This is a genomic window from Plantactinospora sp. A48 (assembly GCF_055793945.1).
Genome location: NZ_JBTIXF010000018.1, coordinates 74,357 through 99,631, shown reverse-complemented (window position 1 = coordinate 99,631; position 25,275 = coordinate 74,357). Strand labels below are relative to the sequence as shown.

Here is a 25,275-nt window from a genome sequence, read left to right as displayed (position 1 = left end):
TTTTGTTTCTCCTCTTTCACTCCCTCTCTTTTTGGGTGGATAGGTTTGTTTGTTGTGTGTTCGCCCCCCCCCGAAAACCCCAGCGTGGGTGGGCCTGATTCCGTCGTGGGCGGGCCCGGCGGGACCCCAGCGTGGGTGGGCCTGATTCCGTCGTAGGTGTGTTCCGGGCGGACCTTCTGGGTGGGGCCTGGCTCGACGGGGTGGATTTTTGGGGCGGGTCGGCGGTGGGCTTCGGGCTGCGATTCGCCCGGGATCGGGCGTTCTGAGCTGCTCGAACGCGGCCGTGCCGGCGACGGCGGATCGGGCGGTAGCGGACACGCCGCGACAAGTTGGCCGGCGAGTTCGGTTTGAGTTTTCGGGCCCTCGGGAACTACGTGTGCAACACAGCAAGAACAACAGACATTGTGAATGTGTGACGCACCCTGAGGAGGGCGACCGTGACTGTAATGGGGATCATCACCGCGCTCATCGTTGGTCTCGTTGTCGGCGCGCTCGGCCGTCTGGTCGTCCCGGGCCGCCAGAACATGCCGATGTGGCTGCACATGGTGATCGGTGTCGGTGCCGCCCTGCTGGGCACCGTCATCGCCCGCGCCGCCGGGATCGCGACCGAGACCGAGGGCATCGACTGGACCGAGCTGCTGGTGCAGGTTGTCGTGGCCGCCATCGCCGTGGCGATCGTGGCCGGTGTCGGTGGCCGGCGCGGCGTGAGCCGGTACTGACGCACACCATCACCATCGGTTAACCCGCGAGGGGGGGGGGCAGGGGGGGGTCGCTCGTCGAACGGCTCGCGCCCCCCTCGACCGTTTCCGGCCTCCTGCGCGGTCCGCCGACGACCGGCACGGTATAACCCGTGTTCAGCGGGGTCGCGAGGGGTCCGGCGGAGCGACGGATCCGGCCTTGGTGCCACCCCTGTCGTAAAGGAATTTTTCCTACTAGGGTGCGGCAGAGAAGGTTAGTGCCAAGCGCGAGGGAGACGTGTCGTGAAGAGGTGGAGAGGGCTCGTCCCGGTCACCGCCGTGGCGGCCTCGGCAGCGATGCTGCTCGCCGCGTGCGGCGGGTCGGACGCCGACAAGGCGGCCGACAACAGCAAACTGACCGTCTGGATGATGGGTGAGGGCGGCGAGGCGCAGAACTCGTTCCTCGACGGCGTCGAGAGTGAGTTCAAGCAGAAGCACCCGGAAACCGACGTGGTCATCCAGTACGTGCCGTGGCTTGAGGCCCCGAAGAAGTTCCAGGCCGCACTGGCCGGAGGCGAGGGCCCCGACGTCACCGAGCTTGGCAACACCGAGACGCAGGGCTGGGCCCAGCAGGAGGCGCTGGCGGACCTCACCGACCGGATGTCCGGTTGGGCCGAGGGCAAGGACATCCTCCCGGACCTCGTGCAGAACGCCCAGCTCGATGGCAGGCAGTACGGGGTGCCGTGGTACGCCGGCGTCCGGGGCATCTACTACCGCACCGACTGGTTCGCCGAGGCGGGCATCAAGCAACCCCCGACCACCTGGGACGAGCTGGTCGCCGACGCCAAGGCCGTACAGGCCAAGAAGCCCGGCACGTACGGCATCGCCCTGCCCGGCAACTCCGAGCTGCCGTTCTACTCCTTCCTGTGGGCGGCCGGCGGAGAGATCGCGACCAAGCAGGGCGACACCTGGAAGTCCGGCTACACCACCCCGGAGGCGCGCCGCGCGGTCGAGTTCTGGACCGGGCTGGTGACCAGGGAGAAGGTGGCCCCGCCGGCCGCCGCCGGCTGGAACGAGGTCGACGCCCGGACCCAGTTCGCCAGCGGCAAGGCCGCGATGACCTTCGCGGGCAGCTGGCAACAGGGCGCCATGAAGAAGGACAACCCGGCCATCGAGAAGTCCTGGGGCACGTTCCCGATCCCGGGGCCGGACGGCAAGCCGGCGCCGGCCTTCGCGGGTGGTTCGGACATCGCGGTCTGGAAGGACAGCAGCCGCCAGGAACTGGCCTGGGACTATCTGACCGTGCTGCTGAGCAAGGCCAACGACGGCAAGTGGGCCAGCAGCCTCGGCTTCTTCCCGGTCTACCAGGACCTGGTCGCGGGTGGCACGTACGCGAGCGACCGGATGATGGCGCCGTTCGCGACCGCCATGCGGGACACCAAGCTCACCCCGCTCACCCCGAAGTGGGTCGAGGTCAGCCGGAACAAGACGGTCACCCAGGCGATGAACAGCGCGGTGATCAAGGGACAGAAGTCCGTCGACCAGGCCACCTCGGATGCGGCCACCGAGATGGAAAGCATCCTCAACAGCAAATGAGCGTCCTCACCAGGGACCGTACGAGAGCCGGGGTCGGTGGCCGGGTCCGCAGGACCCGCCGCTGGCCCCGGTCCGGACGGACGTCGTACCCGCCGCGACGGTCGTCGCTGCCGTACCTGCTGCTCCTGCCCAGCCTCGTCATCATCGGCGTGCTGCTGCTCTGGCCACTCGGCCAGGTCGTGGCCATGTCGTTCTTCCGGCTGAACAACGTCCGGCAGCTACGGGGTGACCGGGAGTGGCCGTGGGCGGGGCTGGACAACTACACGGAGATCCTGACCGACCCGTTCTTCCGGACGGTGCTGCGGAACACCGTGCTGTTCGCCGCGGCCAACGTGGTGCTCACGATGATCCTCGGCACCCTGGTGGGGTTGCTGCTCAACCGGCTCGGCCGGCGGATGGCGACGTTCGTCGGCAGCTGCGTGATGCTGGCCTGGGCCACCCCGGCGCTGACCGGGGCGATCGTCTGGAAGTGGATCTTCGACGACACGAGCGGCCTGGTGACCTGGCTGTTCAACGCCCTGCCCGACGGGTTGTCCACGGCGCTGTTCGGCCGCACCGACTGGACCGGTTACGGCTGGTTCAACTCGCCACTGCTGTTCTTCGCCATCCTGACCCTGGTGGTCGTCTGGCACTCGTTCCCGTTCATCGCGGTCAGCGTGCTGGCCGGGCTCAAGAGCGTGCCGAGCGAACTGCACGAGGCGGCCCGGGTGGACGGGGCGGGCCCGTGGCGGATCTTCTGGGCGGTGACCTTCCCGCTGCTGCGGCCGGTCTTCGGCATCCTCGTCGTGCTCTCCACGATCTGGGACTTCAAGGTCTTCACCCAGCAGTACGTGCTGGCCGGCGGCACCCAGGACCGGCCGACGTTCATGCTGTCCATCTACTCGTACGCCTCGGCCTTCTCGCCACCGCCGAAGTACGGCCTGGGCGCCGCGATCGCGGTGATCCTCACCGTGATCCTGCTCGTGGTCACTGGCCTCTACGTCCGCATGGTGCTCAGGCAGGAGGAATCATGACCGCGAGGCGCGCACGGACGGGCCGGACCGCGCGGCGGGCAGGGACGGGCCGGACCGCGCGGCGGGCAGGGACGGGCCGGATCGCGCGGCGGGCAGGGACGGGCCGGATCGCGCGGCGGTTCGCGCTCAACGGGGCCGGACTGCTGGTGGCGCTGTTCGCGGTGTTCCCGGTCTACTGGATGGTCGCCACCTCGCTGAAGTCCAACCAGGACATCTTCGCCGCCACCCCACAGCCGGTGCCGGCCCATCCCACCCTGGCGCACTACCGGGAGATCCTGACCGGCAACCTGATCCCCGGCGTCACCTTCCTGGACTTCTTCGTCAACAGCGCCATCGTGGCCGGGGCGACCGTCCTGCTCAGCGGCCTGGTCGCGCTGCTCGCGGCCACCGCGGTGGCCCGGTTCCGGTTCCGGCTGCGCACCACCTTCCTGATGCTGCTGCTCGTGGTCCAGATGATCCCGCTGGAGGCGCTGGTCATCCCGCTGTTCCTGATGATCCAGCGGCTCGGGCTCTACAACACCCTGCCCAGCCTCATCCTGACGTACCTCGGATTCTCGCTGCCGTTCGCGATCTGGATGCTGCGCGGCTTCGTCGCGGCGGTACCCAGGGAGTTGGAGGAGGCGGCGGCGATCGACGGTGCCAGCCGGCTCCAGACGTACCGCAAGATTCTGCTGCCGTTGGTTGCCCCCGGCCTCGTGGCGACGAGCATCTTCTCCTTCATCACCGCCTGGAACGAGCTGATCTTCGCGCTGACCTTCATCAACGACCAGCAGCGGTACACCCTCCCGGTGGCGATGACCTTCTTCTTCGGTCGGGACGACACGGCGTGGGGATCGGTGATGGCCGCCTCAACCCTGTTCACCCTGCCGGTCATCGTCTTCTTCGTGCTGGTGCAACGCCGGATGGCAGCCGGCCTGGTCGCCGGGGCCGTGAAGGGCTGAGCCGCGTCAGACGGCGAACCCGCCGTCGGCGTTGACGACGGCTCCGGTGACGTACCGGCCGTCGGCGCCGGCCAGGAACGAGACCACGGCCGCGATCTCGTCGGGTACGGCGTAACGGCCCAGCGTGGTCAGCGCGGCGATCGTTTCGGCGTTGGGTCCGTCCGCGGGATTGGCGTCGGTGTCCGTCGGACCCGGATGCACCAGGTTCACGGTGATGCCGCGCGGCCCGAGTTCGCGGGCGAGGCCCTTGGTCATGCCGACCAGGGCGGTCTTGGTCAGCGCGTACAGCGTCATTCCGCCGAACGGGACCCGCTCGGCGATGTTGCTGCCGATGCTGATGATCCGGCCACCGTCACCGAGGTGCCGGGCGGCGGCCCGCGACACCAGGTACGGGGCGCGGACGTTGACGGCGAGGGCACGATCGAGAGCCGCCGCCCCGAGGTCGGTCAGCGGACCCACCGGGAAGGTGGCGGCGTTGTTGACCACGATGTCCAGCCGTCCGAAGTGGTCCACCGCCCCGTCGACCGCGGCCGTCACCGCCGCCTCGTCGCCGCCGTCGGCCCGGACGGCCAGGCAGCGTCGTCCCGACCTTCTGACCTCGTCGGCGACCGCCGCCGCCCGTTCCTCGGCGCGCTCGTAGGTCAGCACCAGGTCCGCACCCTGGGCGGCCAGGCGCCGTACGATCGCCGCTCCGATGCCCCGGCTGCCGCCCGTGACCAGCGCGACCCTGTTCGTCAGTTCGTTCATGCGGTAGAGCCTGGCCGACCGTGGACGGCGCGTCTGGCGACAATCGGACCGGGCGTTGGGCTGCCGCCATTGGGTTAAGCGGGGGCCCTTCCTATACCGAAAGCGATAAAGGTGCCCTTCCTTACCGGAACACCTCGGCGATGACCAGGCCGGTGCTGGGCACGTCGTCGCGGACCGCCGACCAGGTGCCGTCGCCGGCGGTCCACTGGAGATCGGCGAAGCGGACCCGCTTGATTCCGTTGTCGTCGGCGTGCGACACCAGCCAGTGCGCGTACCGCCAGCCGGCCCGGGCGTCACCGGCGGTCAGGGTGAAGCCGGGCGAACGGTCCGGCGTGGAGGCCGTCACGGCACCCCAGTCCAGCGCGACCATGCTGGTCAGCGCGGTCGTCGCGGCGGCACCGCGCAGCGCCGGTTCCCGGGCGACGGTGCAGGCCACCGCGCCGGACGCATCGCCCAGCAGGGCCCGGGAAAGCACCGCGGCATCGTCGGCCCACTGCTGGTACGCCTCGGGGAAAGCCGAGCGCTGCACCCGCTGGGCCGCCTCGGTGATCCGCATGTGCTGCCAACCCCGGACCTTGGCCAGCGCCTTGTAGAACCGCTCGGCCGCGTAGCGCGGATCCCGGATCTGCTGCGGGGTGCCCCAACCCTGGCTGGGTCGCTGCTGGAACAGCCCGACCGAGTCCCGGTCGCCGCCGGTGAGGTTCCGCAGTCGGGACTCCTGAAAGGCGGTCGCCAGCGCCACCACCACGGCCTGCTCCGGCATGTGCCGCCGGATGCCGACCGCGGTGATGGTGGCCGCGTTGGCCATCTGGTCGGGGTCAAGGTTGACCGTGCCCTCGGCCTGTACCACGCAGCCGACCGCCCGGGGGAGTTGCCCCTTCAGCCCGTTGACGCCCGCGTACAGACCACCCACGACCAGCACCGTGACCACCACGGCGACCGCCACCATCGTCCGAGCCCGCAATACGTACCCCCTGCCGACAGGTTCCCCAGCCTACGTCGAACCGGACAGTGAGTTGATTGCACGAACGGTCATTCAGGCGTCGAGTCCCGGTTGGTCGTCGGGCACCCAGCGGGCCGGCCGCTTCTCCCGGAACGCGAGGACACCCTCCCGGCCCTCGTCGGAGCGGAAGTAGTCGACGGAGCGGGCGGACAGCTCGGCCAGTTCGGCGCGCAGGTCGGCGCCGACCGGCCGGCGGAGCAGTTCCTTGGTTCCGGCCAGCGCGTCGGGGGCGCCGCGCACCAGGGCGGCGCAGTACCGCCGTACCGTTCCGGCCAGCTCGTCGGCGGGCACGGCGGCGGTGACCAGCCCGACCCGTTCGGCGCGGACACCGTCGAAGACCTCGCCGGTCAGGTACAGCTCGGCGGCGGCCCGGGGGGCGAGCCGGCGCAGCACGGTGGCGGAGATGACCGCTGGGATGACCCCGAGGCGGACCTCGGTGAACGCGAATGTCGCGGCCGAGGCGCAGACCGCGAGGTCGGCCGCCGCGATCAACCCCAGGCCACCGGCCCGGGCCGGCCCCGCGACCTGGGCCAGCACCGGCTTCGGGCACTCCCAGATCGCCGCCAGCACCTCACCCAGCATCCCGGCCGGCACGGTGCCACTGGCGTACGCCGCCGCGGTCTCCTTGAGGTCGGCGCCCGAGCAGAACACCGGGCCGGTGTGGGCCAGCACGACCACCCGGACCGCGTCGTCGGCGACCGCCACCGCGAGCGTGTCCAGCAGCTGGGTCATCAGCGGGGTGGACAGCGCGTTGCGGTTGTGCGGGCTGTCCAGGGTGAGCGTGGTCACCCCGGCGGCGGTGGACACCCGGATGAGCTGGTCGACGGCCTCAGTCATGCGCGCACAATAGTCGTCATGCCCGGTGCCCTCCCAGATGGTGAACCCGTACCCGACGACGGCGCCCTGCCCCGGGCGGCGCTCGCCGACGTGGGCGGGCGTGGGTTCGGCGTGTACGTCCACGTACCGTTCTGCGCCAGCCGCTGCGGATACTGCGACTTCAACACCTACACCGCGAGCGAGCTGGGCGGCGGCGGGAGCCGCGAGACGTACCCGGATTCGGTGCTGGCCGAGCTGGCGCTGGCCCGGCGGGTGCTCGCGACCGCGCCGCCCCGTCGGGTGGACACGGTCTTCGTGGGCGGCGGCACGCCGACCCTGCTCAGCGCCGACGACCTGGCCCGGATCCTGGACGGCATCGACCAGACCTGGGGGCTCGCGCCCGACGTGGAGGTGACCACCGAGGCCAACCCCGAGTCGGTGACCCCGGAGTCGCTGGCCGCGTTGCGGGCGGCCGGCTACAACCGGATCTCCCTGGGCATGCAGTCGGCCGCGCCGGGGGTGCTGGCCGTGCTGGACCGCAGGCACCGGCCGGGGCGGGCCACCGCCGCCGCCCGGGAGGCCCGGGAGGCCGGGTTCGCGCACGTCAACCTGGATCTGATCTACGGAACCCCGGGGGAGAGTCCGGAGGACTTCGCCGAGTCGCTGGCCCAGGCGACAGCCGCGGGAGTCGACCATGTCAGCGCGTACTCGCTGATCGTCGAGGACGGCACCCGGCTGGCGGCCCGGGTGCGTCGCGGGGAGCTGCCGTACCCGTCCGACGACGTGGCCGCGGACCGCTACCTGGCGGCGGAGGCCGCGCTGTCGGCCGCCGGCTTCGGCTGGTACGAGGTGTCCAACTGGGCCACCTCGCCGGCGGCCCGCTGCCGGCACAACCTGCTCTACTGGACGGGCGCGGACTGGTGGGGCCTCGGCCCGGGGGCGCACAGCCACGTCGGCGGCGTGCGCTGGTGGAACGTCAAACACCCCACGGCGTACGCGAAGCGGCTGGCCTCGGGCCGCTCACCGGGACAGGGCCGGGAGGTGTTGACCGAGGCGGACCGGCGGACCGAGGACGTGATGCTGCGGCTGCGGCTGGCCGACGGGCTGCCACTGGCGACGCTGGACGAGTCGGGGCGGGCGGCGGCGAAGCGGGCGCTGACGGACGGCCTGCTCGAACCGGCGCCGTACGCCACCGACCAGGCCGTGCTCACGCTGCGCGGCCGGCTCCTCGCCGACGCCGTCGTGCGCGACCTCCTCCCCTGAGTCCCGGTCCGGTTTCCCGCGCGGTCAGCGCTTCACGAAGTCGTAGCTGGCCGGGTAGCGGTAGAGCTGACCCTCGTTGGCCTTGACGCCGCCGATGATGCCGAAGATCACCGGTACCAGCCAGACCAGCAGCGGGATGAAGAACAACAGCCCGCAGGTGATCCCGGCGACCACCCAGCCGAGCGCGACCGCGACCGCCCAGGTGATCTGGAAGTTCAGCGCGCCGATCGAGTGGGCCCGAACCGCCGGCGACTGCTGACCCCGCCCCATCAGGGCGACCAGCGGGGCGACCCAGCCGAGCAGACCGCCACCGACCACCACCCCGACCGGACCGCCGAAGTGCGCCACCAGCGCCCAGACCCGGTCGTCGTTGCTGGCGTACCCGCCGGGGACCGGGCCGCCGTATCCGCCGGGGCCGCTGCCTGGGCCGTACCCGCCGGGGCCGCTGCCTGGGCCGTATCCGCCGGGGCCGCTACCCGGGCCGTATCCGCCGGGGCCGTACCCGCCGCCCGGCGGATATCCGGGCCCACCGGGACCCTCGGGGCCACCGGGGCCGGGGCTTCCGCCGTAGCCCCCGGTCGGTGGTTGCGGGGCGTCGCCGGGTGGGTAGCTGCCGCCCGGCGGCGGATATCCGGCGGCCGGGGGAGCCGAAGCCGGGGGCTCGGGGTCCGGGGCGGCGGAGGGGGCCGGAAAAGCGGAAGTCGGGGATGCGGAGGACGGCGCCTGTGGTGGAAGCTGAGCGGTGGGGTCCGCGGACTCGTCGCCGGAACCGGGCGCGGCCGGTGGGCGAGGTGGTTCGGTCATGGGGTCACGGTAGGGGGCCCGCGCACCTCGCGCCAGCACCCCCGGATCGCCCGGCGTCGACCCGTGGGTGGCGGTTTCGGGCGCGGTGCGGAAAGCGATGATCGCGGTGACGGGACCGGGCGTCGTAGACTGGCACTCGCTACAGTCGAGTGCCAGGCACAGGTGTCGGCGGTCGGGAGGTGAAGATGGGTCTCGACGAACGCAAGCTCGACGTCCTGCGGGCGATCGTGGAGGACTACGTCGCCACCCAGGAGCCGGTCGGCAGTCGGGCGCTGGTCGAACGGCACCAGCTCGGTGTGTCGCCCGCCACGGTCCGCAACGACATGGCCGTGCTGGAGGAGGAGGGCTACATCCGGCAGCCACACACCAGCGCGGGCCGGGTGCCCACCGACCGGGGCTACCGGCTCTTCGTCGACCGGTTGTCCCGGGTCAAACCGCTCAGCCCGGCCGAGCGCCGGGCGATCGAGCGGTTCCTGGTGGGCGCGGTCGACCTGGACGACGTGGTGCACCGGACCGTACGCCTGCTGGCCCAGCTCACCCGCCAGGTCGCCGTGGTGCAGTACCCGAGCCTGGCCCGGTCCTCCGTGCGGCATCTGGAACTGGTGTCGATCTCCACCACCCGGCTGATGCTGGTGATGATCGCCGACACCGGCCGGGTCGAGCAGCGGTTGGTGGAACTGCCCGGTCCGGTGCCGGCCGAGGATGTGCTCGACCTGCGGCGGCTGGTCAACGAGAAACTGGTCGGGACCAAGCTGTCCGACACACCCCCACTGGTGCAGGCCCTCGTCGACGAGGCGGTGCCGCGCCTGCGGATGGCCATGGCCACGCTCGCCAGCGTGTTGCTGGAGACACTTGTCGAACGGCACGAGGAGCGGATCGCGCTGGCCGGAACGGCCAACCTGACCCGGGCCGGGCTGCTCGACTTCCAGGGGTCACTGCGACCCATCCTGGAAGCGTTGGAGGAGGAGGTCATCCTGCTCAAGCTGATCGGGGAGGCGGAGCCGAGCATGACCCGGGTCCGGATCGGCGACGAGAACGAGATCGACAATCTGCGGGCCGCGTCAGTGGTCAGCACCGGCTACGGCCCGGGTGCGACCATCGTGGGCGGGCTGGGTGTGCTGGGACCGACCCGGATGGATTACCCCGGCACGATCGCCACTGTGCGTGCCGTGGCACGCTACGTGGGTGACCTGCTGGCGCAGAACTGAACCGACCTGCCGACCGGCGGCCGACGCGAGATCGACATGGGGACACGGAACGCAGTGACCAGGGACTACTACGGGATCCTCGGCGTGAGCCGGGACGCCTCGGATGACGAGATCAAGCGCGCCTACCGCAAGTTGGCGCGGCAGTACCACCCGGACGTCAACCCGGACCCGGCGGCGCACGACCGCTTCAAGGAGATCAACGCCGCGTACGAGGTCCTCTCCGACGACCAGAAGCGGCAGATCGTCGACCTGGGTGGCGACCCGCTCGCCCCCGGCGGGGGTGGCGGGGCCGGCCCGGGCGGCGCCGGACCGTTCGTCGGGTTCCAGGACATCATGGACGCCTTCTTCGGTGCGGCGGGCGGCGGCGCGGGTCGTGGGCCACGGCCCCGGACCCGGCCCGGCTCGGACGCGATCCTGCGGCTCGAACTCGACCTGCACGAGACCGCGTTCGGGGTCGAGGCGCCGATCACCGTGGACACGGCGGTGCTCTGCACCACCTGCTCGGGGGCGGGCACGGCGGCCGGCACCCACCTGGCCACCTGCGAGACGTGCGGCGGTCGGGGTGAGGTCCAGTCGGTGCAGCGCACCTTCCTGGGCCAGGTGGTGTCGTCCCGGCCGTGCGCGGTCTGCCAGGGCTACGGGACGATCATCCCGCACCCCTGTCCCACCTGCGCCGGTGACGGCCGGGTCCGGACCCGCCGGTCGCTCACCGTCAAGATCCCGGCCGGGGTCGAGGACGGGATGCGGATCCGGCTGGCCCAGCAGGGCGAGGTGGGCCCCGGCGGCGGCACGGCGGGTGACCTGTACGTCGAGATCCACGAGCGACCGCACGACGTCTACTCGCGAAAGGGCGACGACCTGCACTGCCGGGTCACCGTTCCGATGACGGCGGCGGCGCTGGGGACCCGACTGACGATCAAGACGCTGGACAGCGAGGAACCGGTCGACGTGAAGGCGGGCACCCAGCCGGGCAGCACCCTGCGGCTGCGGGCCCGGGGCGTACCGCACCTGCGCGGCACCGGTCGGGGCGACCTCTACGTCCACCTGGACGTGCGTACCCCCACCAAACTCGACGCCGACCAGGAGCGGATGCTGCGCGACTTCGCCAAGACCCGGGGCGAGGAGGTCGCCGAGCTGACCAAGCAGGGCGGGTTCTTCTCCCGGATGCGGGACGCCTTCAACGGCCACGCCTGACCGGTACCGATGAGCGCGCCGTTGTTCCTGGTCGAGGCGTTGCCCGACGGTGAGACGTACCTGCTCGACGGTCCGGAGGGGCACCACGCGGCGACCGTGCAGCGGCTGCGGCCGGGCGAGGAACTGCTGCTCGCGGACGGGCGGGGTGGCACGGCCGGCGCGGTGGTCCGGGCCGTCGGCCGGGGCAGTCTTGAGCTGTCCGTCACCACCCGCTGGTACGCCGAGCCGCCCGACCCTCGGCTCGTGGTCGCGCAGGGGATCGCCAAGGGAGACCGGGGCGAGCTGGCGGTGCAGGCGATGACCGAGGTGGGTGTCGACGAGATCGTTCCGTGGGCGGCCGCCCGTTCGGTCGCGCAGTGGCGTGGCGACCGGGGCGACCGGGCCCGCCAGAAGTGGGTGGCCACGGCCCGGGAGGCGGCCAAGCAGTCCCGCCGGCCGTGGCTGCCGGTGGTTTCCGGCGACCCGGACTGCTCCACCGGGGGGCTCGCTGCCCGGCTGTCCGGCGCGAGCGCCGCGGTGGTGCTGCACGAGGAGGCCACCGAGCGGCTCACCGCGCTCGACCTGCCGCCAGGTGGGGAGATCATCCTGGTGGTGGGGCCCGAGGGTGGCATCACCCCGGACGAGCTGGCGACGTTCGTGGCCGCGGGCGCGGTGCCGGTGCGGTTGGGCGACGCGGTGCTGCGTACCTCGACCGCTGGCGTTGCCGCGCTGGCCGTGCTGTCGACCCGGCTGCGCCGCTGGTGACGCCCGTCCCTCGGTGACGGCCCGCACCACGAGCGGCGCCGGGGCGGTGTTCAGGTGGGTCTGTGCCGGGTGGTGTTCAGGTGCGCAGGTACGAGGCGCCGTTGAGGTCGATCACGGTGCCGGAGGCCCACTCCGCCGCTGGTGAGGCGAGCCAGTGGACGGCCGAGGCGATCTCCTCCGGCTGGGCCACCCGGCCGAACGGGCTCTGCGCCCGGATCGCGGCGCCGCGCTCGGCCTTGAGGTGTTCGTTCGTCATGTCCGTCTCGACGAAGCCCGGCGCGACGGTGGCGACGGCGATCCCGTGCGGCGCCAGCGCCACCGCGAGGGACTGGCCCAGCGCGTTGAGACCGGCCTTGCTCGCGCCGTAGGCCGGGGCGTCCGGCTCGCCCCGGAACGCACCCCGGGACGAGACGTTGATGATCCGCCCGCCACCCCGTTCCCGCAGGTGGCGTACGGCGCACCAGCAGGCGTTCGCCGGGCCGAGCAGGTTGGTGTCCAGGGTGCGACGCCAGTGCCGTTGCCACTGGTCGTAGTCCGTCTCCACGATGGGGTGCGCCGTGAACAGGCCGGCGTTGTTGACCAGGACGTCCAGCCCGCCCAGTTGGTCGGCGGCGCTGTCCACCATGGCCCGTACGGCGTCCGGGTCGGCCAGGTCGGCCTGGACCACCGTGTGCCCGCCGCCGGGCAGCGAGTCGCGCAACTGCTCGGCCAGCGCCGCCGAGTCCCGGTGGTGTACGGCCACCCGGTCGCCGTCGGCGGCGAACGCCATCGCGATCGCCCGCCCGATGCCCCGGGACGCCCCGGTGACCAGTACCGCCCGTCGCCTCATGCCGATCATCCTGCCCCACGACCGCACCGGGCCGGCTGCCGGACGGTGCCGTGCGCCGCCCGACCGTGCCGCCTGGCCGGGGGCCCTCACTTCGTGGCCTACCATGCGCTGGTGGGAAACGACGACTGCCTGTTCTGCCGCATCGTGGCCGGGGAGATCCCGGCGACCATCGTCCGGGAGACCGACACCACGCTCGCGTTCCGGGACATCAACCCGAAGGCCCCGGTACACGTGCTGGTGATCCCGAAGGAGCACTTCGCGGATGTGGTGACGATGGCCGAGGCTGACCCGACGGTGACCGCCGAGGTACTGGCCACCGCGGCGGTGGTCGCCGAGCACGAGGGGGTGGCGGCCGACGGGTTCCGGCTGATCTTCAACACCGGGCCGAACAGTGGGCAGGAGGTCGCGCACGCCCACGCCCATGTGCTGGGCGGTGCCCCGCTCGGCCCCATGCTCTGTCCCTGACCCGCCGACCGCCATGCTGAGCAGCGAGTGGGCCACCGGCCGGTACGCCGGGCCGGGTGACCGCGCCGGGCGGAGTCGGGGGACGCGGCGATGACGGACGTACAGCGGCAACTGGAACGGATGACCCGGCGGGTGCAGGCGTCCGGCCGGATACCCGCGTTGGCCGTCGCACTGCACCGGGCCGACCGGCCGCCGTGGTTCTGCGCGGTCGGCTCGACGGGCAACGACACCCCGCTCGACGCGGACACCCGGTTCCGGATCGGGTCGGTCACCAAGACCCTCACCGCGGTGCTGGTGTTGCAGTGCCGGGATGACGGGCTGCTCGACCTGGACGACCCGATCGGCCGCCACCTGGACGTGCCCGAGCATCGTGAGCTGACCGTGTCCCGGCTGCTGTCGCACACCGCCGGCCTGCAACGGGAGCCGCCCGGCGATGTCTGGGACACGCTGCGGAACCCGGACGTGGACCGGCTGCTGGCCGAGTTGGCCGAGGCCGAGCGGGTGCTCCCGCCCGGCCGGCGCTACCACTACTCGAATCTGAGCCTGTCCCTGCTGGGCCACGCGGTGGGCCGGCTGCGCGGCGGTACCTGGGCCGAGGTGCTGGCCGAGCGGATCCTCGGGCCGCTGGGTCTGACCGGCACCGGGATCGAGCCGGGACCCCGGGCGGCCACCGGGTTCCTGGTCGACGCGTACTCCGACGAGGCGCGGCCGGAGCCACCGATCGACCTCGACGCGGTCTCCCCGGCGGCGCAGCTGTGGAGCACGGCCGGCGACATGGCGCGCTGGGCGGCGTTCCTGGCCGACCCGGCGACCGTGGACCCGGACGCGAGGGTGCTGCGACCGGAAACCGTGGACGAGATGCGCTGGCCCCGCACGGTCGTCGAGGAGACCTCCTGGCGGGCCGGGTTCGGCCTCGGGCTGATGCTGGTGCCCCAGGGGGATCGGGTGGTACATGTCGGCCACGGTGGCGCCATGCCGGGTTTCCTGGCCGGGGTGTACGGCCGGCGTGGCGGGGCCGACACCCCGAAGGCCATGGGCTGCGCCGTGCTCGCGTCCTCCGGCACGGCGATCGAGATCGGCGAGTTGCCGCACGAGCTGATGGCGGTGGCGGTCCGGGACGATCCGGCCGACATCGAGCCGTGGGCGCCGGGTGAGCCGGCGCCCCCGGCGTACCGGGGGATGCTGGGACGCTGGTGGGGCGAGGGTTTCGAGTACCTCTTCTCCTGGCATGACGGCGCCCTGCGGGCCAGCGCCGCCGACAGTCCGGCGGGCGTCCCGCCGGCGGTTTTCGCCCCACTTCCGGACAATCCAGACATGTTTCGTACGGTTTCCGGGCGAGAGGTGGGAGAGCTGCTGCGGCTCACCCGGGACCGGACCGGCACGGTGGTACGGATGCACTGGGCCACCTACCGGTTCACCCGCCGCCAGGAGGCGTTCGACCGGTACGACTTCCGGGCCTGACCCCGGCCCACGATCCGGCGAGGCGGGCAGCGGACGCGGCACGGGCGGAAATGGGCGGGGTCGTCCCGGCGTTCAACGGATACGATGGTGGGTACGACCGCACGTCGCGCCACCGGGGCGCGGCACCGAGATCGAGAGCAGGTGGCGTAGGGCCGTACGGCCCGACCTATGACCGGCACTCCACCCCCCGGCCAGCCCCGGGTGCAGACCAGGATCACGGTGCCCGACCCGCAGATCATGGTCAACCTGCTGGGCGCCGGCGATGAGATCCTCCGACTCGTCGAGCGCTCGATCGGCAGCGACGTACACGTCCGTGGCAACGAGATCACGATCACCGGTGCGCCCGCCGACAACGCGCTCGCCGAGCGCCTCTTCACCGAACTCCTCGAACTGATCGAGAAGGGCGAGACACTGACCACCGACGCCGTCCGGCGTACCGTCGGGATGCTCGAGCAGGGCACCGCCGAGCGGCCCGCCGAGGTCCTGACGCTCAACATCCTCTCCCGGCGCGGGCGGACCATCCGGCCCAAGACGCTCGGGCAGAAGCACTACGTCGACGCGATCGACGTCAACACGATCGTCTTCGGCATCGGCCCCGCCGGCACCGGCAAGACCTACCTGGCCATGGCCAAGGCCGTGCAGGCGCTCCAGGCCAAGCAGGTCAGCCGGATCATCCTCACCCGACCGGCGGTCGAGGCGGGGGAGCGGCTGGGCTTCCTGCCGGGCACCCTGTACGAGAAGATCGACCCCTACCTGCGCCCGCTCTACGACGCGCTGCACGACATGCTGGACCCCGACTCGATCCCCAAGCTGATGGCGGCCGGGACGATCGAGGTGGCGCCGCTGGCGTACATGCGTGGCCGGACGCTCAACGACGCGTTCATCATCCTGGACGAGGCGCAGAACACCACCCCCGAGCAGATGAAGATGTTCCTGACCCGGTTGGGTTTCGGCTCCAAGATCGTGGTCACCGGCGACATCACCCAGGTCGACCTGCCCGGCGGCACGTCCAGCGGGCTGCGGGTGGTGCGGGAGATCCTGACCGGCGTGGAGGACGTCCACTTCGCCCAGCTCGGCAGCGCGGACGTGGTCCGGCACCGGCTGGTCAGTGACATCGTGGACGCCTACGCCAAGTGGGACGCCGAGCGGGAGTCGCAGCAGGGTCAGGGCGTACACGCCGTTCCGGGGCGGGCCGCCGGAACCAGCCGACGGCGCTAGAGCGAGCAGGGGAACGAGTTGTCCATCGAGATCGCCAACGAGTCCGGCGCCGACGTCGACACCGACGCGGTGCTCGCCGTCGCCCGGCACGCTCTCGACGAGATGGGGGTCAACCCGCTCGCCGAACTGTCCGTGCTGCTGGTCGACGTCGACTACATGACCGAGCTCAACCACCGGTGGATGGGTGGCGACGGGCCGACCGACGTCCTCGCGTTCCCGATGGACGAGGGCAGCGTCGACCACGGCCCCGGCGAGGTCAGCGGCGGTGAGCCGGGCCTGCTCGGCGACATCGTGCTGTGTCCGGAGGTGGCCGCCAAGCAGGCCGCCACGGCCGGTCATCCGACCGCGGACGAGCTGCACCTGCTCACCGTCCACGGCGTGCTGCATCTGCTCGGCTACGACCATGCCGAGCCTGAGGAGGAACGCGAGATGTTCGGCCTACAGGCCCGGCTGCTGTCGAGCTGGCGCGCGGCCCGGTCGTCGTAGCCATGCCCGGCCACTTAGCCACCCAGCTGGCGGCGGCGTCGACCGCCAGCACCGCCGGACTGCCCGACGGCCAGCTGCTGGCCTTCGGGGCGGCCCTCGTCGTGCTGGCCGGTCTGTTCGCGATGACCGAGTCGGCGCTGGCCGTGGTCTCCCCGGCACGGGCCGGGGAACTGGCCCGGGACGGCGGCCGGGGGGCGCGGGCGCTGCAACTGGTCGCCGTCGACGCGGTCCGGCACCTCAACCTGCTCCTGCTGCTGCGACTGCTGTGCGAGCTGACCGCCACCACCCTGGTCGCGCTGGTCGCCGTCGACACCTTCGGGGCCGGCTGGCGGGCGGCGCTGGTCACCGCCGGGGCCATGACGGTGGTGAGCTTCGTCGTCGTGGGGGTCGCCCCCCGGACGATCGGCCGGCAGCACGCCTACGCCGTGGGTCGGGTGGCCGCGCCGGTGGTCCGCGGGCTCGGCCGCGCGCTCAACCCGCTGGCCTCGCTGCTCATCCTGGTCGGCAACGCGGTGACGCCCGGTCGCGGCTTCCGGGAGGGTCCGTTCGCCACCCAGGTCGAGCTGCGCGAGCTGGTCGACCTGGCCGAGCAGCGCGGGGTGGTCGAGCACGGCGAGCGGCAGATGATCCATTCGGTGTTCGCGCTGGGCGACACGATCGCCCGCGAGGTGATGGTGCCGCGTACCGAGATGGTGTGGATCGAGGGTCGCAAGCGGCTCTCCCAGGCCCTCGCGCTCTTCCTGCGGTCCGGCTTCTCCCGCATCCCGGTGGTCGGCGACAGCGTCGACGACGTGCTCGGGGTGCTCTACCTCAAGGACGTCGTCCGACACATCCAGGGCGGCGACCAGGAGTTCCCGGTGGCCGAACTGATGCGCCCGGCCACCTTCGTGCCCGAGTCCAAGCCGGTCGACGACCTGCTGTCCGAGATGCAGGCCGCGCGCACCCACATGGTCGTCGTGGTCGACGAGTACGGCGGCACCGGTGGCCTCGTCACCATCGAGGACATCCTCGAGGAGATCGTCGGCGAGATCACCGACGAGTACGACGTGGAACGCCCGCCGGTGGAACGACTGCCCGACGGCGCCTTCCGGGTCACCGCCCGACTGCCGGTCGAAACCCTCGGGGAACTGTTCGACACCGAACTGCCGGCCGACGAGGTGGAGACCGTCGGCGGGCTGCTCGCCCAGGCGCTCGGCCGGGTGCCGATACCGGGTGCCGAAGCGGAGGTGGCCGGTCTGCGGCTGCTCGCCGAGGGGACCACCGGGCGGCGCAACCGGATCGACTCGGTCCTGGTCCACCGGGCCGACGGGCCCACCGAGCCGGACCAGGCGGGCGAGTCGGACCACGCCCGGGCCCACCCGCAACGTTCCGAGGAGAGGCAGCACGCCGATGCCTGAGACATCCGTACCCGCCGACCGGGCGACCACCCCCGGCCCGGAACTGGTCGCCGAGGACGCCAAGCTGGTCGTCCTGGCCCGGGGAGCCCGGGGACGGGTCGGCGCGGTCGAGGGCGCGGCCGTACGCGACCAGGACGGTCGCACGTACGCCGCCGCGACCGTCGCGTTGCCGTCGCTGACCCTCACGGCGCTGCAACTGGCCGTCGCGTCGGCGGTCGCCGCCGGTGCCACCCGGCTGGAAGCGGCGGCCGTGGTGTCCGAGGCGTCTACGCTCGACGGCGCGGGCCACGCGGCGGTCCGGGACCTGGCGGCGGAGGCGCCGATTCACCTGGCGGCCCCGGACGGTACCCTCCTCGGCACGGTGGTCGAGTAATTTCGCAGGTACGGCAGGGTGGGGCGCGAGGCCGGTCGGCCGCGCTCCGGGAACCGGCCGGCGAGCCAGTGCGACGGAGACGGGGCAGTACGTGAGCGATCCAGTGGCGCGGGCCGAGCGACCTTACCGGGCCGGGTTCGCGTGCTTCGTGGGCCGGCCGAACGCCGGGAAGTCGACCCTGACCAACGCGATCGTCGGGCAGAAGATCGCCATCACCTCAAGCAAGCCGCAGACCACCCGGCACGTGATCCGGGCCGTGCTGCACCGGGCCGACTCCCAGCTCGTCCTCGTGGACACCCCCGGCCTGCACCGGCCGCGTACGCTGCTCGGCGAGCGGCTGAACGACCTGGTCCGGCAGACCTGGAGCGAGGTCGACGTCATCGGCCTGTGCATCCCGGCCGACGAGCCGGTGGGGCGCGGTGACCGGTTCATCTCGCAGGAGATCGGCGAGTTGAAGGCCACGGTGGTGGCCGTGGTCACCAAGACCGACCTGGTGGACCGGCGCCGGCTGGCCGAACAGTTGCTCGCGGTGAGCGAGCTGGGCGACTTCGCCGAGGTGGTGCCGGTCAGCGCCGTCAGCGGGCACCAGGTGGACACCCTGGTCGACGTGATGACCAAATACCTGCCGCGGTCCCCGCAGCTCTACCCGGACGACATGCTCACCGACGAGCCGGAGCAGGTGCTGGTCGCCGAGCTGATCCGGGAGGCGGCCCTGGAAGGCGTCCGGGACGAACTGCCGCACTCCATCGCGGTGATCGTCGAGGAGATGATCCCCGAGGGCGACCTGATGAAGATCTACGCCGACGTGTACGTCGAGCGGCCCAGCCAGAAGGCCATCGTGATCGGGGCACGGGCCAGCCGGCTCAAGGACGTCGGCACCCGCTCCCGCCGGCAGATCGAGGAGTTGCTCGGCACCCGGGTCTATCTCGACCTGCACGTCCGGGTCGCCAAGGACTGGCAGCGCGATCCGAAGCAGCTCCGCCGGCTGGGCTTCTGAACCGACGACCGGCGCCGCCCGACGAAGCGGTCAGCTCCGCCGCACCGAGATGTCGCCGCTGCCGGTTTCGAGATCCAGCAGCAGGGTCGCGGTGGCGTCGTCGTCGACCGAGACGTGCCGGGATCCCGATCCGGTCTGCGTCCGTACCCGGTAGGAACCGGCCGGCACGGCGAGGGTGACCGAACCCGACCCGGCCTTGGCGCGGACCGAGTTGGCCGAGGTCAGCGTCAGGTCGACGTCACCCGAGCCGGTCCCGGCGGTGACCGCCCCGCCGCCCAGGGCGCGGCCGGTGACGTTGCCGGACCCGGCGTGCAGGGTCACCTCTCCCTTGACGCCGGTGACGGAGATGTCGCCGGAGCCGGTGCGGGCCTGCACCGCCCCGCTCACGTTCTCGATCCGCAGGTTACCCGAGCCGACCTCCAGGTCGACCGCGCTGACCCCGCTCAGCTCGACGTCCCCGGAGTGCCTGGAGTCCGAGCCCCGCACGGCCACGCCCGCTGGAGCGGCCACGTCGTACGAGACGGTGCAGTTGTGTCCGCAGTCGGTGTCGAGGATCAGGGACGAGCCATCGACCTTGTACGTCGCGTCCTTCGGCTCGCTCGTGCGGTACCGGACGACCCGCTTGATGGTCGTCCCGGTCCCGGACCCGGTGTGGATCACGACGTTCCCGGCACCGGGGCTCAGCACGATCGTGTCGATGGCGGCCGGCTCGGTGCGGGTGAAGTCCAACCGTTTCTCCGAGGCGGTGGACAGCGCGGAGCACCCGGTCAACGCCGCCAGCGCGGCGACGCCGGTGAGGGCTGTGGCGGTGACGGCGACCCGGGGAACTCTCATGACCGGAACCCTACGGACGGCCCGGGGTCGGTCACATCCGGGATTTCCACGGCGCCACCCCGGATCGAACCCTGAGATCACCCCCGGTCGCGGCGCCTACGACGCGCCCCGGCAACCCGGCGCGCTACGACGCGCCCCGCAACACCCACCGGGCGGCGGGCCGGGCCGGACCGGGCAGAATGGGGCGGTGCCCGGATACCGCCGCCAGCTCTACCGCGACGACGCGGTGGTGCTGCGCGTGCAGAAGCTCGGCGAGTCCGACCGGATCATCACGCTGCTGACCCGCCGGCACGGCCGGCTGCGGGCCGTGGCCCGGGGGGTACGCCGGACCAGTTCCCGGTTCGGGGCCCGGCTGGAGCCGTTCGGTCACGTCGACCTGCAACTCGCCGGTGATCCCGAGGGCAACATCGGCAGCCCGTTGCACACGGTCAGCCAGGTCGAGGGGATCGACCTGTACGGCAAGCGGTTCCTCGGCGACTATCCGCGGTACACGACGGCCAGCGCCATCGCCGAGACCGCCGAACGGCTCACCCCGGTGGAACGCGAGCCCTCGTTGCGGCTGTTCCTGCTCACCCTGGGCGCGCTGCGGGCGCTGGCCGAGGGCAGCCACGACAGCACCCTGGTGCTCGACGCGTACCTGCTGCGCGGGATGGCGCACGCCGGTTGGTCGCCCGCGCTGCTCGCCTGTGCCGTCTGCGGCACGCCGGGCCGGCACGGCGCGTTCTCCGTACCCGCCGGGGGGTCTGTCTGCCGGGACTGCCGGCCGCCCGGCGCGGCCCACCCGGCCCCGGCCACCATCGACCTGATGTCCGCGCTCACCAGCGGTGACTGGCGGGTCGCCGACGCGGCCGAACCGGGAGTACGCCGGGAGTGCAGCGGCCTGGTCGCGGCTCATCTGCAATGGCATCTGGAGCGCGGGTTACGCTCGCTGCCGCTGGTCGACCGGGGCGGGCCGGGGTCCGGTGGGCGGACGCCGGGGTTCGAACCGCGACCGCCGGCCGATGGGCAGACGAGCAGGGGGACGACGACGTGATCCGAGGTATGACCCGGCGGGACCGCCGCGAACCGGTGCCACCCACGCCACACCCGTCCGGTGCCCGGCCACCGGCGCTACCCACCGAGGCGCTGCCCCGGCACGTCGCCGTGGTGATGGACGGCAACGGCCGATGGGCCAAGGAGCGCGGGCTGCCGCGTACCAAGGGCCACGAGGCGGGGGAGCATTCGCTCTTCGACACCATCGAGGGCGCGATCGAGCTGGGCATCCCGTACCTGTCGGCGTACGCCTTCTCCACCGAGAACTGGCGGCGGTCGCCGGACGAGGTCCGGTTCCTGATGGGCTTCAACCGGGACGTGATCCGACGCCGCCGCGACCAGCTGGTCGACCTCGGCGTCCGGGTGGTCTGGTCCGGTCGGGCCGGGCGGCTCTGGAAGAGCGTCATCTCCGAACTCCAGACGGCCGAGGAGATGTCCCGGAACAACTCGACGCTCACCCTCCAGTTCTGCGTCAACTACGGCGGTCAGGCCGAGATCGCCGACGCCGCCGCGGCGCTGGCCCGGGAGGTGGCGGCCGGCCGGCTGCATCCGGACCGAATCACCGAGAAGACCATCGCGCGGTACCTCTACCACCCGGAGGTGCCGGAGGTGGACCTGTTCCTGCGCCCCTCCGGCGAGCAGCGGCTGTCGAACTTCCTGCTCTGGCAGTCGGCGTACGCCGAGCTGGTGGTGCTGGACACGCTCTGGCCGGACTTCGACCGGCGGCACCTGTGGTACGCCTGCGAGCTGTACGCGCAGCGGGACCGCCGGTTCGGCGGCGCGCTGCCGAACCCGGTCGCCCCCAGCTGACGACGTAAGGAAGGGCCCCCTGTTATCGCTTTTCGGATAGCAGGGGGCCCGCTTAACGCCCCGAGCGGTAAATCGGGTGCGTGCCCCGAGCGGGTCGGATACCTTCCTCGCATGCGCTTCTGACGCCCCTCTTTCCAGTCCGGCCCGCCCCGTCGTGGCGCGCCGATGACCCGGGCGTCCCGTAAAGCTTCCGACGTGTGATGTCGACGTGCCGTCCGGGTGGTCCCTTTTCGCCTGCCGTGATCGGCTTCGCGAGCACGGCTGACCCGTCAAGGAGGCACAGATGCCTGCCACCAGCCCCACCCCGGACGGCCCGGACCCGTACGCCGATTCCGCAGCGCTGGACCCGCACGCCGATTCCGCAGCGCTGGACCCGCATGCCGGCCATGGACCGCTGGGCCTGCGTGTCGACCCCGTGGCGCTGGCAGCGGACGCCCTGACCGGGCCCATCGCGGTACCGCTGCCCGATTCCACGGCGGCGGACGAGGCCGGCCTGGACCGGTCGGCCGGTACGCCGCGGAACGGACCGACGGAACGCGGCGGCAAGGGCCGCGGCGTCGGGCCCGGCCGTGCCGCGGGGCCCGGCCGCCGGTACGCCTTCCGGCGCAGCTGACCAGCAAGGAAGGGCCCCTTCCTATCGCTTTTTGTATAGGAAGGGGCCCTTCCTGACCTCGTGCCCGGTCTGATTCTCATGATCAAATTGGCGGTCGGCCCGCCGGCCCGGGACCGGTCCGTACGATCGCTGGAGGGGGAACATCGCGGACGGGGGAGGCTATGGACGAGCTTCGGTACAAGATGATCATGGGGCTGAACGCGGCTGATCTGGGTAGCCCGCTCTGCGAGCAGGTGGCCGAGATCTGTGCGGAGATCGCCGAACAACACTGCGCGCAGCTCAACCACATCGCCACCGCGCCGGCCGGGGAGATCGCCGAACTGGCCGGCGGCGAACCCGCGCTGGCCTGGAGCCCGGCGGCCGGTCAACCCGGGACCGCATGGTGACCGCTCCGCTCGGCGTACCAGGGGACCGGGTCGCGCCGCTCGGTGCGCCGGGGGAGTGGGCCGCGTCGCTCGGCGTACCGGGGCAGTGGGCCGTGGCCGCCGTGCTCCGGGATCGCACGGCAGGTGCGGCCGGGGGTGCGCCGTGACCGGCGCGATGGCGCTGTCGCCGTCGGTGGCGATACAGCGGGCCGACGACCGGTTCGCCACCCGACTGTCCTGGTTGGATTCCCGGCACTCGTTCTCGTTCTCCCGACACTACGACCCGGGCAACACCCACCATGGTCTGCTGCTGGTGAACAACGACGACGTGGTGCGACCGGGTACCGGCTTCGAGACCCATCCGCACGAGGACATGGAGATCGTCACCTGGGTGCTGCGCGGCTCGCTCGTACACCAGGATTCCACCGGGCACACCGGGGTCATCTACCCCGGCCTGGCCCAGCGGATGAGCGCCGGTACCGGGATCATGCACTCGGAGAAGAACGACGCCTGGCGGGTTTCGGACACGACCCCGCACTCCGAGCCGGTCCGCTTCGTGCAGATGTGGGTGTTGCCCGACGAGCCGGGGATCGATCCCGGGTACGAGCAGTTGGAGATCGGGGACGAGTTGCTGCGGGGTGGCCTCGTACCGGTCGCGTCCGGGATGGACGAGCACGACGGCGCCGCCGCGATCCGGATCCAGAACCGGTACGCGGCGCTGCACGCCGCCCGCCTCCAGCGAGGAGACACGGTCACCCTGCCGGACGCGCCGTTCCTGCACCTGTACGTACCGGTCGGAGCGGTCACGCTGGAGGGCGCGGGCGGGTTGACCGCCGGAGACGGGGCCCGGATCACCGCGTCCGGTGGCCAGCGGGTGACGGCCACCGAACCCGCCGAGATCCTGGTCTGGGAGATGCACGCGACCATCGGCGAGGCGTGACCGGGCCACGCCTCGCGGCGCCGGCAGGGCCGCACCGCGCGGCTGAACGGCCGGGGGTCGCGGGCCGGGTCAGGCGGTGGCGGGCCGCTCAGTCCTGCGCCAGTCGTGCCTCCACCCGGGCCACCTTGCCGGTCAGCGCGTCCGTGACGCTGTCGCGTACGTCGGCCTTGAGCACCAGGCTCACCCGGGGCGCCTGCGCGGCCACCACGTCGACGGCGCGTTTCACCACCGCCATCACCTCGTCCCACTCGCCCTCGACGAGCGTGAACATGGCGTCGGTCGAGTTCGGCAGGCCGGATTCGCGGACCACCCGGACCGCCTCGGCCACCAGGTCACCCACCGACTCGCCGGTACCGAGCGGAGTCACCGAGAACGCGATAAGCATGCCGTCGATCCTGCCAGTCGATCGACCGCGCCGCGATGACCCCGCCCGGACACTGGTTCAGCCCAGTACGTCGGCGAGCCGGTGTACCTGGTCAGGGTCGACGGCCCAGCAGTAGAGCATCAGTTCGTCCGCGCCGGTCCCGGCGATTGCCGAGACCGCCTCCCGGACACCGTCGGCGGTGCTCAGCATGCTCCGTGCCGCGTGCTCCGCGTACTCATTCGGTTGGTAGTAGGCGAGCAGGGCCCGGCGGGCGGCGTCGACCACGTCGTCGGGGCCGATGGCGACGTTGACCTGCGCGACCAGCCGTGGCCGGCCGGGCCGGCCGGCGACCGTCCAGGACCGTTCCACGGACCGGAACAGCCGGTCCAGCCCGGCGGGTGGGAGCGCCGCGCCGAGGAAGCCGTCGCCCCAGCGGGCGATCCGGGCGAGCGCTGCCGGTGCGAAGCCCCCGATCAGCACCTCGGGGCCGCCCGGCCGGGCCGGCCGGGGTCCGACGGGGGCGCCCGCCGCCGGGTGGGGCTCACCGGCCCAGAGCGTGCGCAGGGTGGCGAGCTGGTCATCCAGTCGACGTCCGCGGCGCCGGACGTCCAGCCCGGCCGCGGCGTAGTCATCGGTACGACCGCCGAGGCCGATGCCGAGGGTGAAGCGACCGGCGGAGAGCAGGTCCAGCGTGGCGGCCTGCTTAGCCAGCAGTGCGGTGCGGTGCAGGGGCGCCAGCAGCACCTCGGTCTGCAACCGGATCCGCTGGGTGGCTCCGGCGGTGACCGCGAGCGTGACCATCGGTTCGGGGTTGTGGTAGACCAGCCGGTCGAGCAGGCCGAGGGTGCGGAACGGGCCGGCGTCGGCACGCCGGGCCCAGGTGAGCAGGGACGTTGGGTCGTCGATGGGCAGACCGAGACCGAAATGCACGGTTTGTTCCTTCCGAAGGGTGTACGACATCGCTGCCGCCCCTTCGGACCGACCCTGGCCGGTTGTGCCCCCCGCGCTGCGGCGTGATTCCGGGGGAGCACCCGTGGAAGTTCCGTCACCCTAGCCCACCGGCCACCACCCCGGCACCCGAGATT

The 25,275-nt window shown here is 72.0% G+C and carries 29 protein-coding genes; 21 read left to right on the top strand and 8 right to left on the bottom strand.

Annotation, left to right across the window (positions count from 1 at the left end):
- Positions 1 to 446 precede the first annotated feature (446 nt).
- The 4 genes from ACXN5W_RS12795 (at position 447) to ACXN5W_RS12780 (ending at position 4,227) form a co-directional block, all read left to right on the top strand.
- Positions 447 to 719 carry a GlsB/YeaQ/YmgE family stress response membrane protein gene (locus ACXN5W_RS12795; RefSeq protein ID WP_473158443.1) on the top strand — a complete coding sequence of 91 codons (273 nt, stop codon included), beginning with the start codon at positions 447 to 449 and terminating at the stop codon, positions 717 to 719.
- Between the two features lie 261 nt (positions 720 to 980).
- A complete protein-coding gene (locus ACXN5W_RS12790) occupies positions 981 to 2,273 on the top strand; it encodes a sugar ABC transporter substrate-binding protein (protein WP_473158442.1) in 1,293 nt (430 codons plus the stop codon).
- A complete protein-coding gene (locus ACXN5W_RS12785; protein ID WP_473158441.1) occupies positions 2,270 to 3,286 on the top strand; it encodes a carbohydrate ABC transporter permease in 1,017 nt (338 codons plus the stop codon). Before ACXN5W_RS12790 ends, ACXN5W_RS12785 begins: the two co-directional genes overlap by 4 nt.
- Before the next feature lie 107 nt (positions 3,287 to 3,393).
- A complete protein-coding gene (locus ACXN5W_RS12780) occupies positions 3,394 to 4,227 on the top strand; it encodes a carbohydrate ABC transporter permease (protein WP_473158452.1) in 834 nt (277 codons plus the stop codon).
- A 6-nt stretch (positions 4,228 to 4,233) separates the two neighbouring features.
- On the opposite strand, the gene ACXN5W_RS12775 is transcribed toward ACXN5W_RS12780, so the two are convergent.
- The 3 genes from ACXN5W_RS12775 to ACXN5W_RS12765 all read right to left on the bottom strand — a co-directional run bounded on the left by ACXN5W_RS12775 (position 4,234) and on the right by ACXN5W_RS12765 (position 6,814).
- A complete protein-coding gene (locus tag ACXN5W_RS12775) occupies positions 4,234 to 4,974 on the bottom strand; it encodes an SDR family NAD(P)-dependent oxidoreductase (protein WP_473158440.1) in 741 nt (246 codons plus the stop codon).
- 121 nt (positions 4,975 to 5,095) lie between these two features.
- On the bottom strand, positions 5,096 to 5,923 hold the full coding sequence (locus ACXN5W_RS12770; protein ID WP_473158451.1) for a hypothetical protein: 828 nt from the start codon (positions 5,921 to 5,923) through the stop codon (positions 5,096 to 5,098).
- Between the two features lie 87 nt (positions 5,924 to 6,010).
- Positions 6,011 to 6,814, bottom strand: a complete 804-nt coding sequence (locus tag ACXN5W_RS12765; RefSeq protein ID WP_473158439.1) for an enoyl-CoA hydratase-related protein — start codon at positions 6,812 to 6,814, stop codon at positions 6,011 to 6,013.
- An 18-nt stretch (positions 6,815 to 6,832) separates the two neighbouring features.
- Between ACXN5W_RS12765 and hemW the strand changes: the two genes are divergently transcribed.
- Complete coding sequence (gene hemW, locus ACXN5W_RS12760; RefSeq protein ID WP_473158438.1) at positions 6,833 to 8,056, top strand: radical SAM family heme chaperone HemW; 1,224 nt, start codon at positions 6,833 to 6,835, stop codon at positions 8,054 to 8,056.
- Between the two features lie 24 nt (positions 8,057 to 8,080).
- Here the strand turns inward: hemW and ACXN5W_RS12755 are convergent, their stop codons facing one another.
- Positions 8,081 to 8,860 carry a DUF4870 domain-containing protein gene (locus ACXN5W_RS12755; RefSeq protein ID WP_473158437.1) on the bottom strand — a complete coding sequence of 260 codons (780 nt, stop codon included), beginning with the start codon at positions 8,858 to 8,860 and terminating at the stop codon, positions 8,081 to 8,083.
- A gap of 185 nt (positions 8,861 to 9,045) precedes the next feature.
- Between ACXN5W_RS12755 and hrcA the strand changes: the two genes are divergently transcribed.
- Genes hrcA through ACXN5W_RS12740 form a run of 3 tightly spaced genes read left to right on the top strand, consistent with a single transcriptional unit; the run spans position 9,046 to position 12,006 of the window.
- Positions 9,046 to 10,068, top strand: a complete 1,023-nt coding sequence (gene hrcA / locus ACXN5W_RS12750) for a heat-inducible transcriptional repressor HrcA (protein WP_473158436.1) — start codon at positions 9,046 to 9,048, stop codon at positions 10,066 to 10,068.
- Positions 10,069 to 10,122: 54 nt separating this feature from the next.
- Positions 10,123 to 11,262, top strand: coding sequence for a molecular chaperone DnaJ (gene dnaJ / locus ACXN5W_RS12745; RefSeq protein ID WP_473158450.1), 1,140 nt, complete (start codon positions 10,123 to 10,125; stop codon positions 11,260 to 11,262).
- Between the two features lie 9 nt (positions 11,263 to 11,271).
- Positions 11,272 to 12,006 (top strand): 16S rRNA (uracil(1498)-N(3))-methyltransferase, encoded by a 735-nt coding sequence (locus ACXN5W_RS12740; RefSeq protein ID WP_473158435.1) that lies wholly within the window; start codon positions 11,272 to 11,274, stop codon positions 12,004 to 12,006.
- A 76-nt stretch (positions 12,007 to 12,082) separates the two neighbouring features.
- On the opposite strand, the gene ACXN5W_RS12735 is transcribed toward ACXN5W_RS12740, so the two are convergent.
- Positions 12,083 to 12,835 carry an SDR family NAD(P)-dependent oxidoreductase gene (locus ACXN5W_RS12735; protein ID WP_473158434.1) on the bottom strand — a complete coding sequence of 251 codons (753 nt, stop codon included), beginning with the start codon at positions 12,833 to 12,835 and terminating at the stop codon, positions 12,083 to 12,085.
- A gap of 111 nt (positions 12,836 to 12,946) precedes the next feature.
- Here ACXN5W_RS12735 and ACXN5W_RS12730 point away from each other — a divergent pair, with 111 nt between their 5' ends.
- The 7 genes from ACXN5W_RS12730 to era all read left to right on the top strand — a co-directional run bounded on the left by ACXN5W_RS12730 (position 12,947) and on the right by era (position 19,232).
- Positions 12,947 to 13,300, top strand: a complete 354-nt coding sequence (locus ACXN5W_RS12730; protein ID WP_473158433.1) for a histidine triad nucleotide-binding protein — start codon at positions 12,947 to 12,949, stop codon at positions 13,298 to 13,300.
- A 90-nt stretch (positions 13,301 to 13,390) separates the two neighbouring features.
- Positions 13,391 to 14,761, top strand: coding sequence for a serine hydrolase domain-containing protein (locus ACXN5W_RS12725; RefSeq protein ID WP_473158432.1), 1,371 nt, complete (start codon positions 13,391 to 13,393; stop codon positions 14,759 to 14,761).
- 168 nt (positions 14,762 to 14,929) lie between these two features.
- Complete coding sequence (locus ACXN5W_RS12720) at positions 14,930 to 15,979, top strand: PhoH family protein (protein WP_473158431.1); 1,050 nt, start codon at positions 14,930 to 14,932, stop codon at positions 15,977 to 15,979.
- Between the two features lie 18 nt (positions 15,980 to 15,997).
- On the top strand, positions 15,998 to 16,465 hold the full coding sequence (ybeY, locus tag ACXN5W_RS12715; RefSeq protein ID WP_473158430.1) for an rRNA maturation RNase YbeY: 468 nt from the start codon (positions 15,998 to 16,000) through the stop codon (positions 16,463 to 16,465).
- Between the two features lie 2 nt (positions 16,466 to 16,467).
- Positions 16,468 to 17,862: a hemolysin family protein gene (locus ACXN5W_RS12710; RefSeq protein ID WP_473158429.1), complete on the top strand. Its 1,395-nt coding sequence runs from the start codon at positions 16,468 to 16,470 to the stop codon at positions 17,860 to 17,862.
- Positions 17,855 to 18,235 carry a cytidine deaminase gene (locus ACXN5W_RS12705; RefSeq protein ID WP_473158428.1) on the top strand — a complete coding sequence of 127 codons (381 nt, stop codon included), beginning with the start codon at positions 17,855 to 17,857 and terminating at the stop codon, positions 18,233 to 18,235. The genes ACXN5W_RS12710 and ACXN5W_RS12705 overlap by 8 nt, the downstream gene beginning before the upstream one ends.
- A gap of 103 nt (positions 18,236 to 18,338) precedes the next feature.
- On the top strand, positions 18,339 to 19,232 hold the full coding sequence (era, locus tag ACXN5W_RS12700) for a GTPase Era (RefSeq protein WP_473158449.1): 894 nt from the start codon (positions 18,339 to 18,341) through the stop codon (positions 19,230 to 19,232).
- A gap of 30 nt (positions 19,233 to 19,262) precedes the next feature.
- On the opposite strand, the gene ACXN5W_RS12695 is transcribed toward era, so the two are convergent.
- Positions 19,263 to 20,066, bottom strand: coding sequence for a DUF4097 family beta strand repeat-containing protein (locus ACXN5W_RS12695; protein WP_473158427.1), 804 nt, complete (start codon positions 20,064 to 20,066; stop codon positions 19,263 to 19,265).
- A 187-nt stretch (positions 20,067 to 20,253) separates the two neighbouring features.
- Between ACXN5W_RS12695 and recO the strand changes: the two genes are divergently transcribed.
- From recO to ACXN5W_RS12665, 6 genes are all read left to right on the top strand, one after another.
- Positions 20,254 to 21,099: a DNA repair protein RecO gene (gene recO, locus ACXN5W_RS12690; RefSeq protein WP_473158426.1), complete on the top strand. Its 846-nt coding sequence runs from the start codon at positions 20,254 to 20,256 to the stop codon at positions 21,097 to 21,099.
- 8 nt (positions 21,100 to 21,107) lie between these two features.
- Positions 21,108 to 21,908 (top strand): isoprenyl transferase, encoded by an 801-nt coding sequence (locus tag ACXN5W_RS12685; protein ID WP_473158425.1) that lies wholly within the window; start codon positions 21,108 to 21,110, stop codon positions 21,906 to 21,908.
- Between the two features lie 283 nt (positions 21,909 to 22,191).
- Complete coding sequence (locus ACXN5W_RS12680; RefSeq protein WP_473158424.1) at positions 22,192 to 22,521, top strand: hypothetical protein; 330 nt, start codon at positions 22,192 to 22,194, stop codon at positions 22,519 to 22,521.
- Positions 22,522 to 22,682: 161 nt separating this feature from the next.
- Complete coding sequence (locus ACXN5W_RS12675; protein WP_473158423.1) at positions 22,683 to 22,907, top strand: thioredoxin reductase; 225 nt, start codon at positions 22,683 to 22,685, stop codon at positions 22,905 to 22,907.
- Positions 22,904 to 23,053 carry a hypothetical protein gene (locus ACXN5W_RS12670; protein WP_473158422.1) on the top strand — a complete coding sequence of 50 codons (150 nt, stop codon included), beginning with the start codon at positions 22,904 to 22,906 and terminating at the stop codon, positions 23,051 to 23,053. The genes ACXN5W_RS12675 and ACXN5W_RS12670 overlap by 4 nt, the downstream gene beginning before the upstream one ends.
- Positions 23,050 to 23,826 carry a pirin family protein gene (locus ACXN5W_RS12665; RefSeq protein WP_473158421.1) on the top strand — a complete coding sequence of 259 codons (777 nt, stop codon included), beginning with the start codon at positions 23,050 to 23,052 and terminating at the stop codon, positions 23,824 to 23,826. The genes ACXN5W_RS12670 and ACXN5W_RS12665 overlap by 4 nt, the downstream gene beginning before the upstream one ends.
- Positions 23,827 to 23,914: 88 nt before the next feature.
- Here ACXN5W_RS12665 and ACXN5W_RS12660 read toward each other — a convergent pair whose 3' ends face one another.
- Positions 23,915 to 24,211, bottom strand: coding sequence for an MTH1187 family thiamine-binding protein (locus ACXN5W_RS12660; RefSeq protein ID WP_473158420.1), 297 nt, complete (start codon positions 24,209 to 24,211; stop codon positions 23,915 to 23,917).
- Positions 24,212 to 24,268: 57 nt separating this feature from the next.
- Complete coding sequence (locus tag ACXN5W_RS12655; protein WP_473158419.1) at positions 24,269 to 25,120, bottom strand: LLM class flavin-dependent oxidoreductase; 852 nt, start codon at positions 25,118 to 25,120, stop codon at positions 24,269 to 24,271.
- Positions 25,121 to 25,275 lie beyond the last annotated feature (155 nt).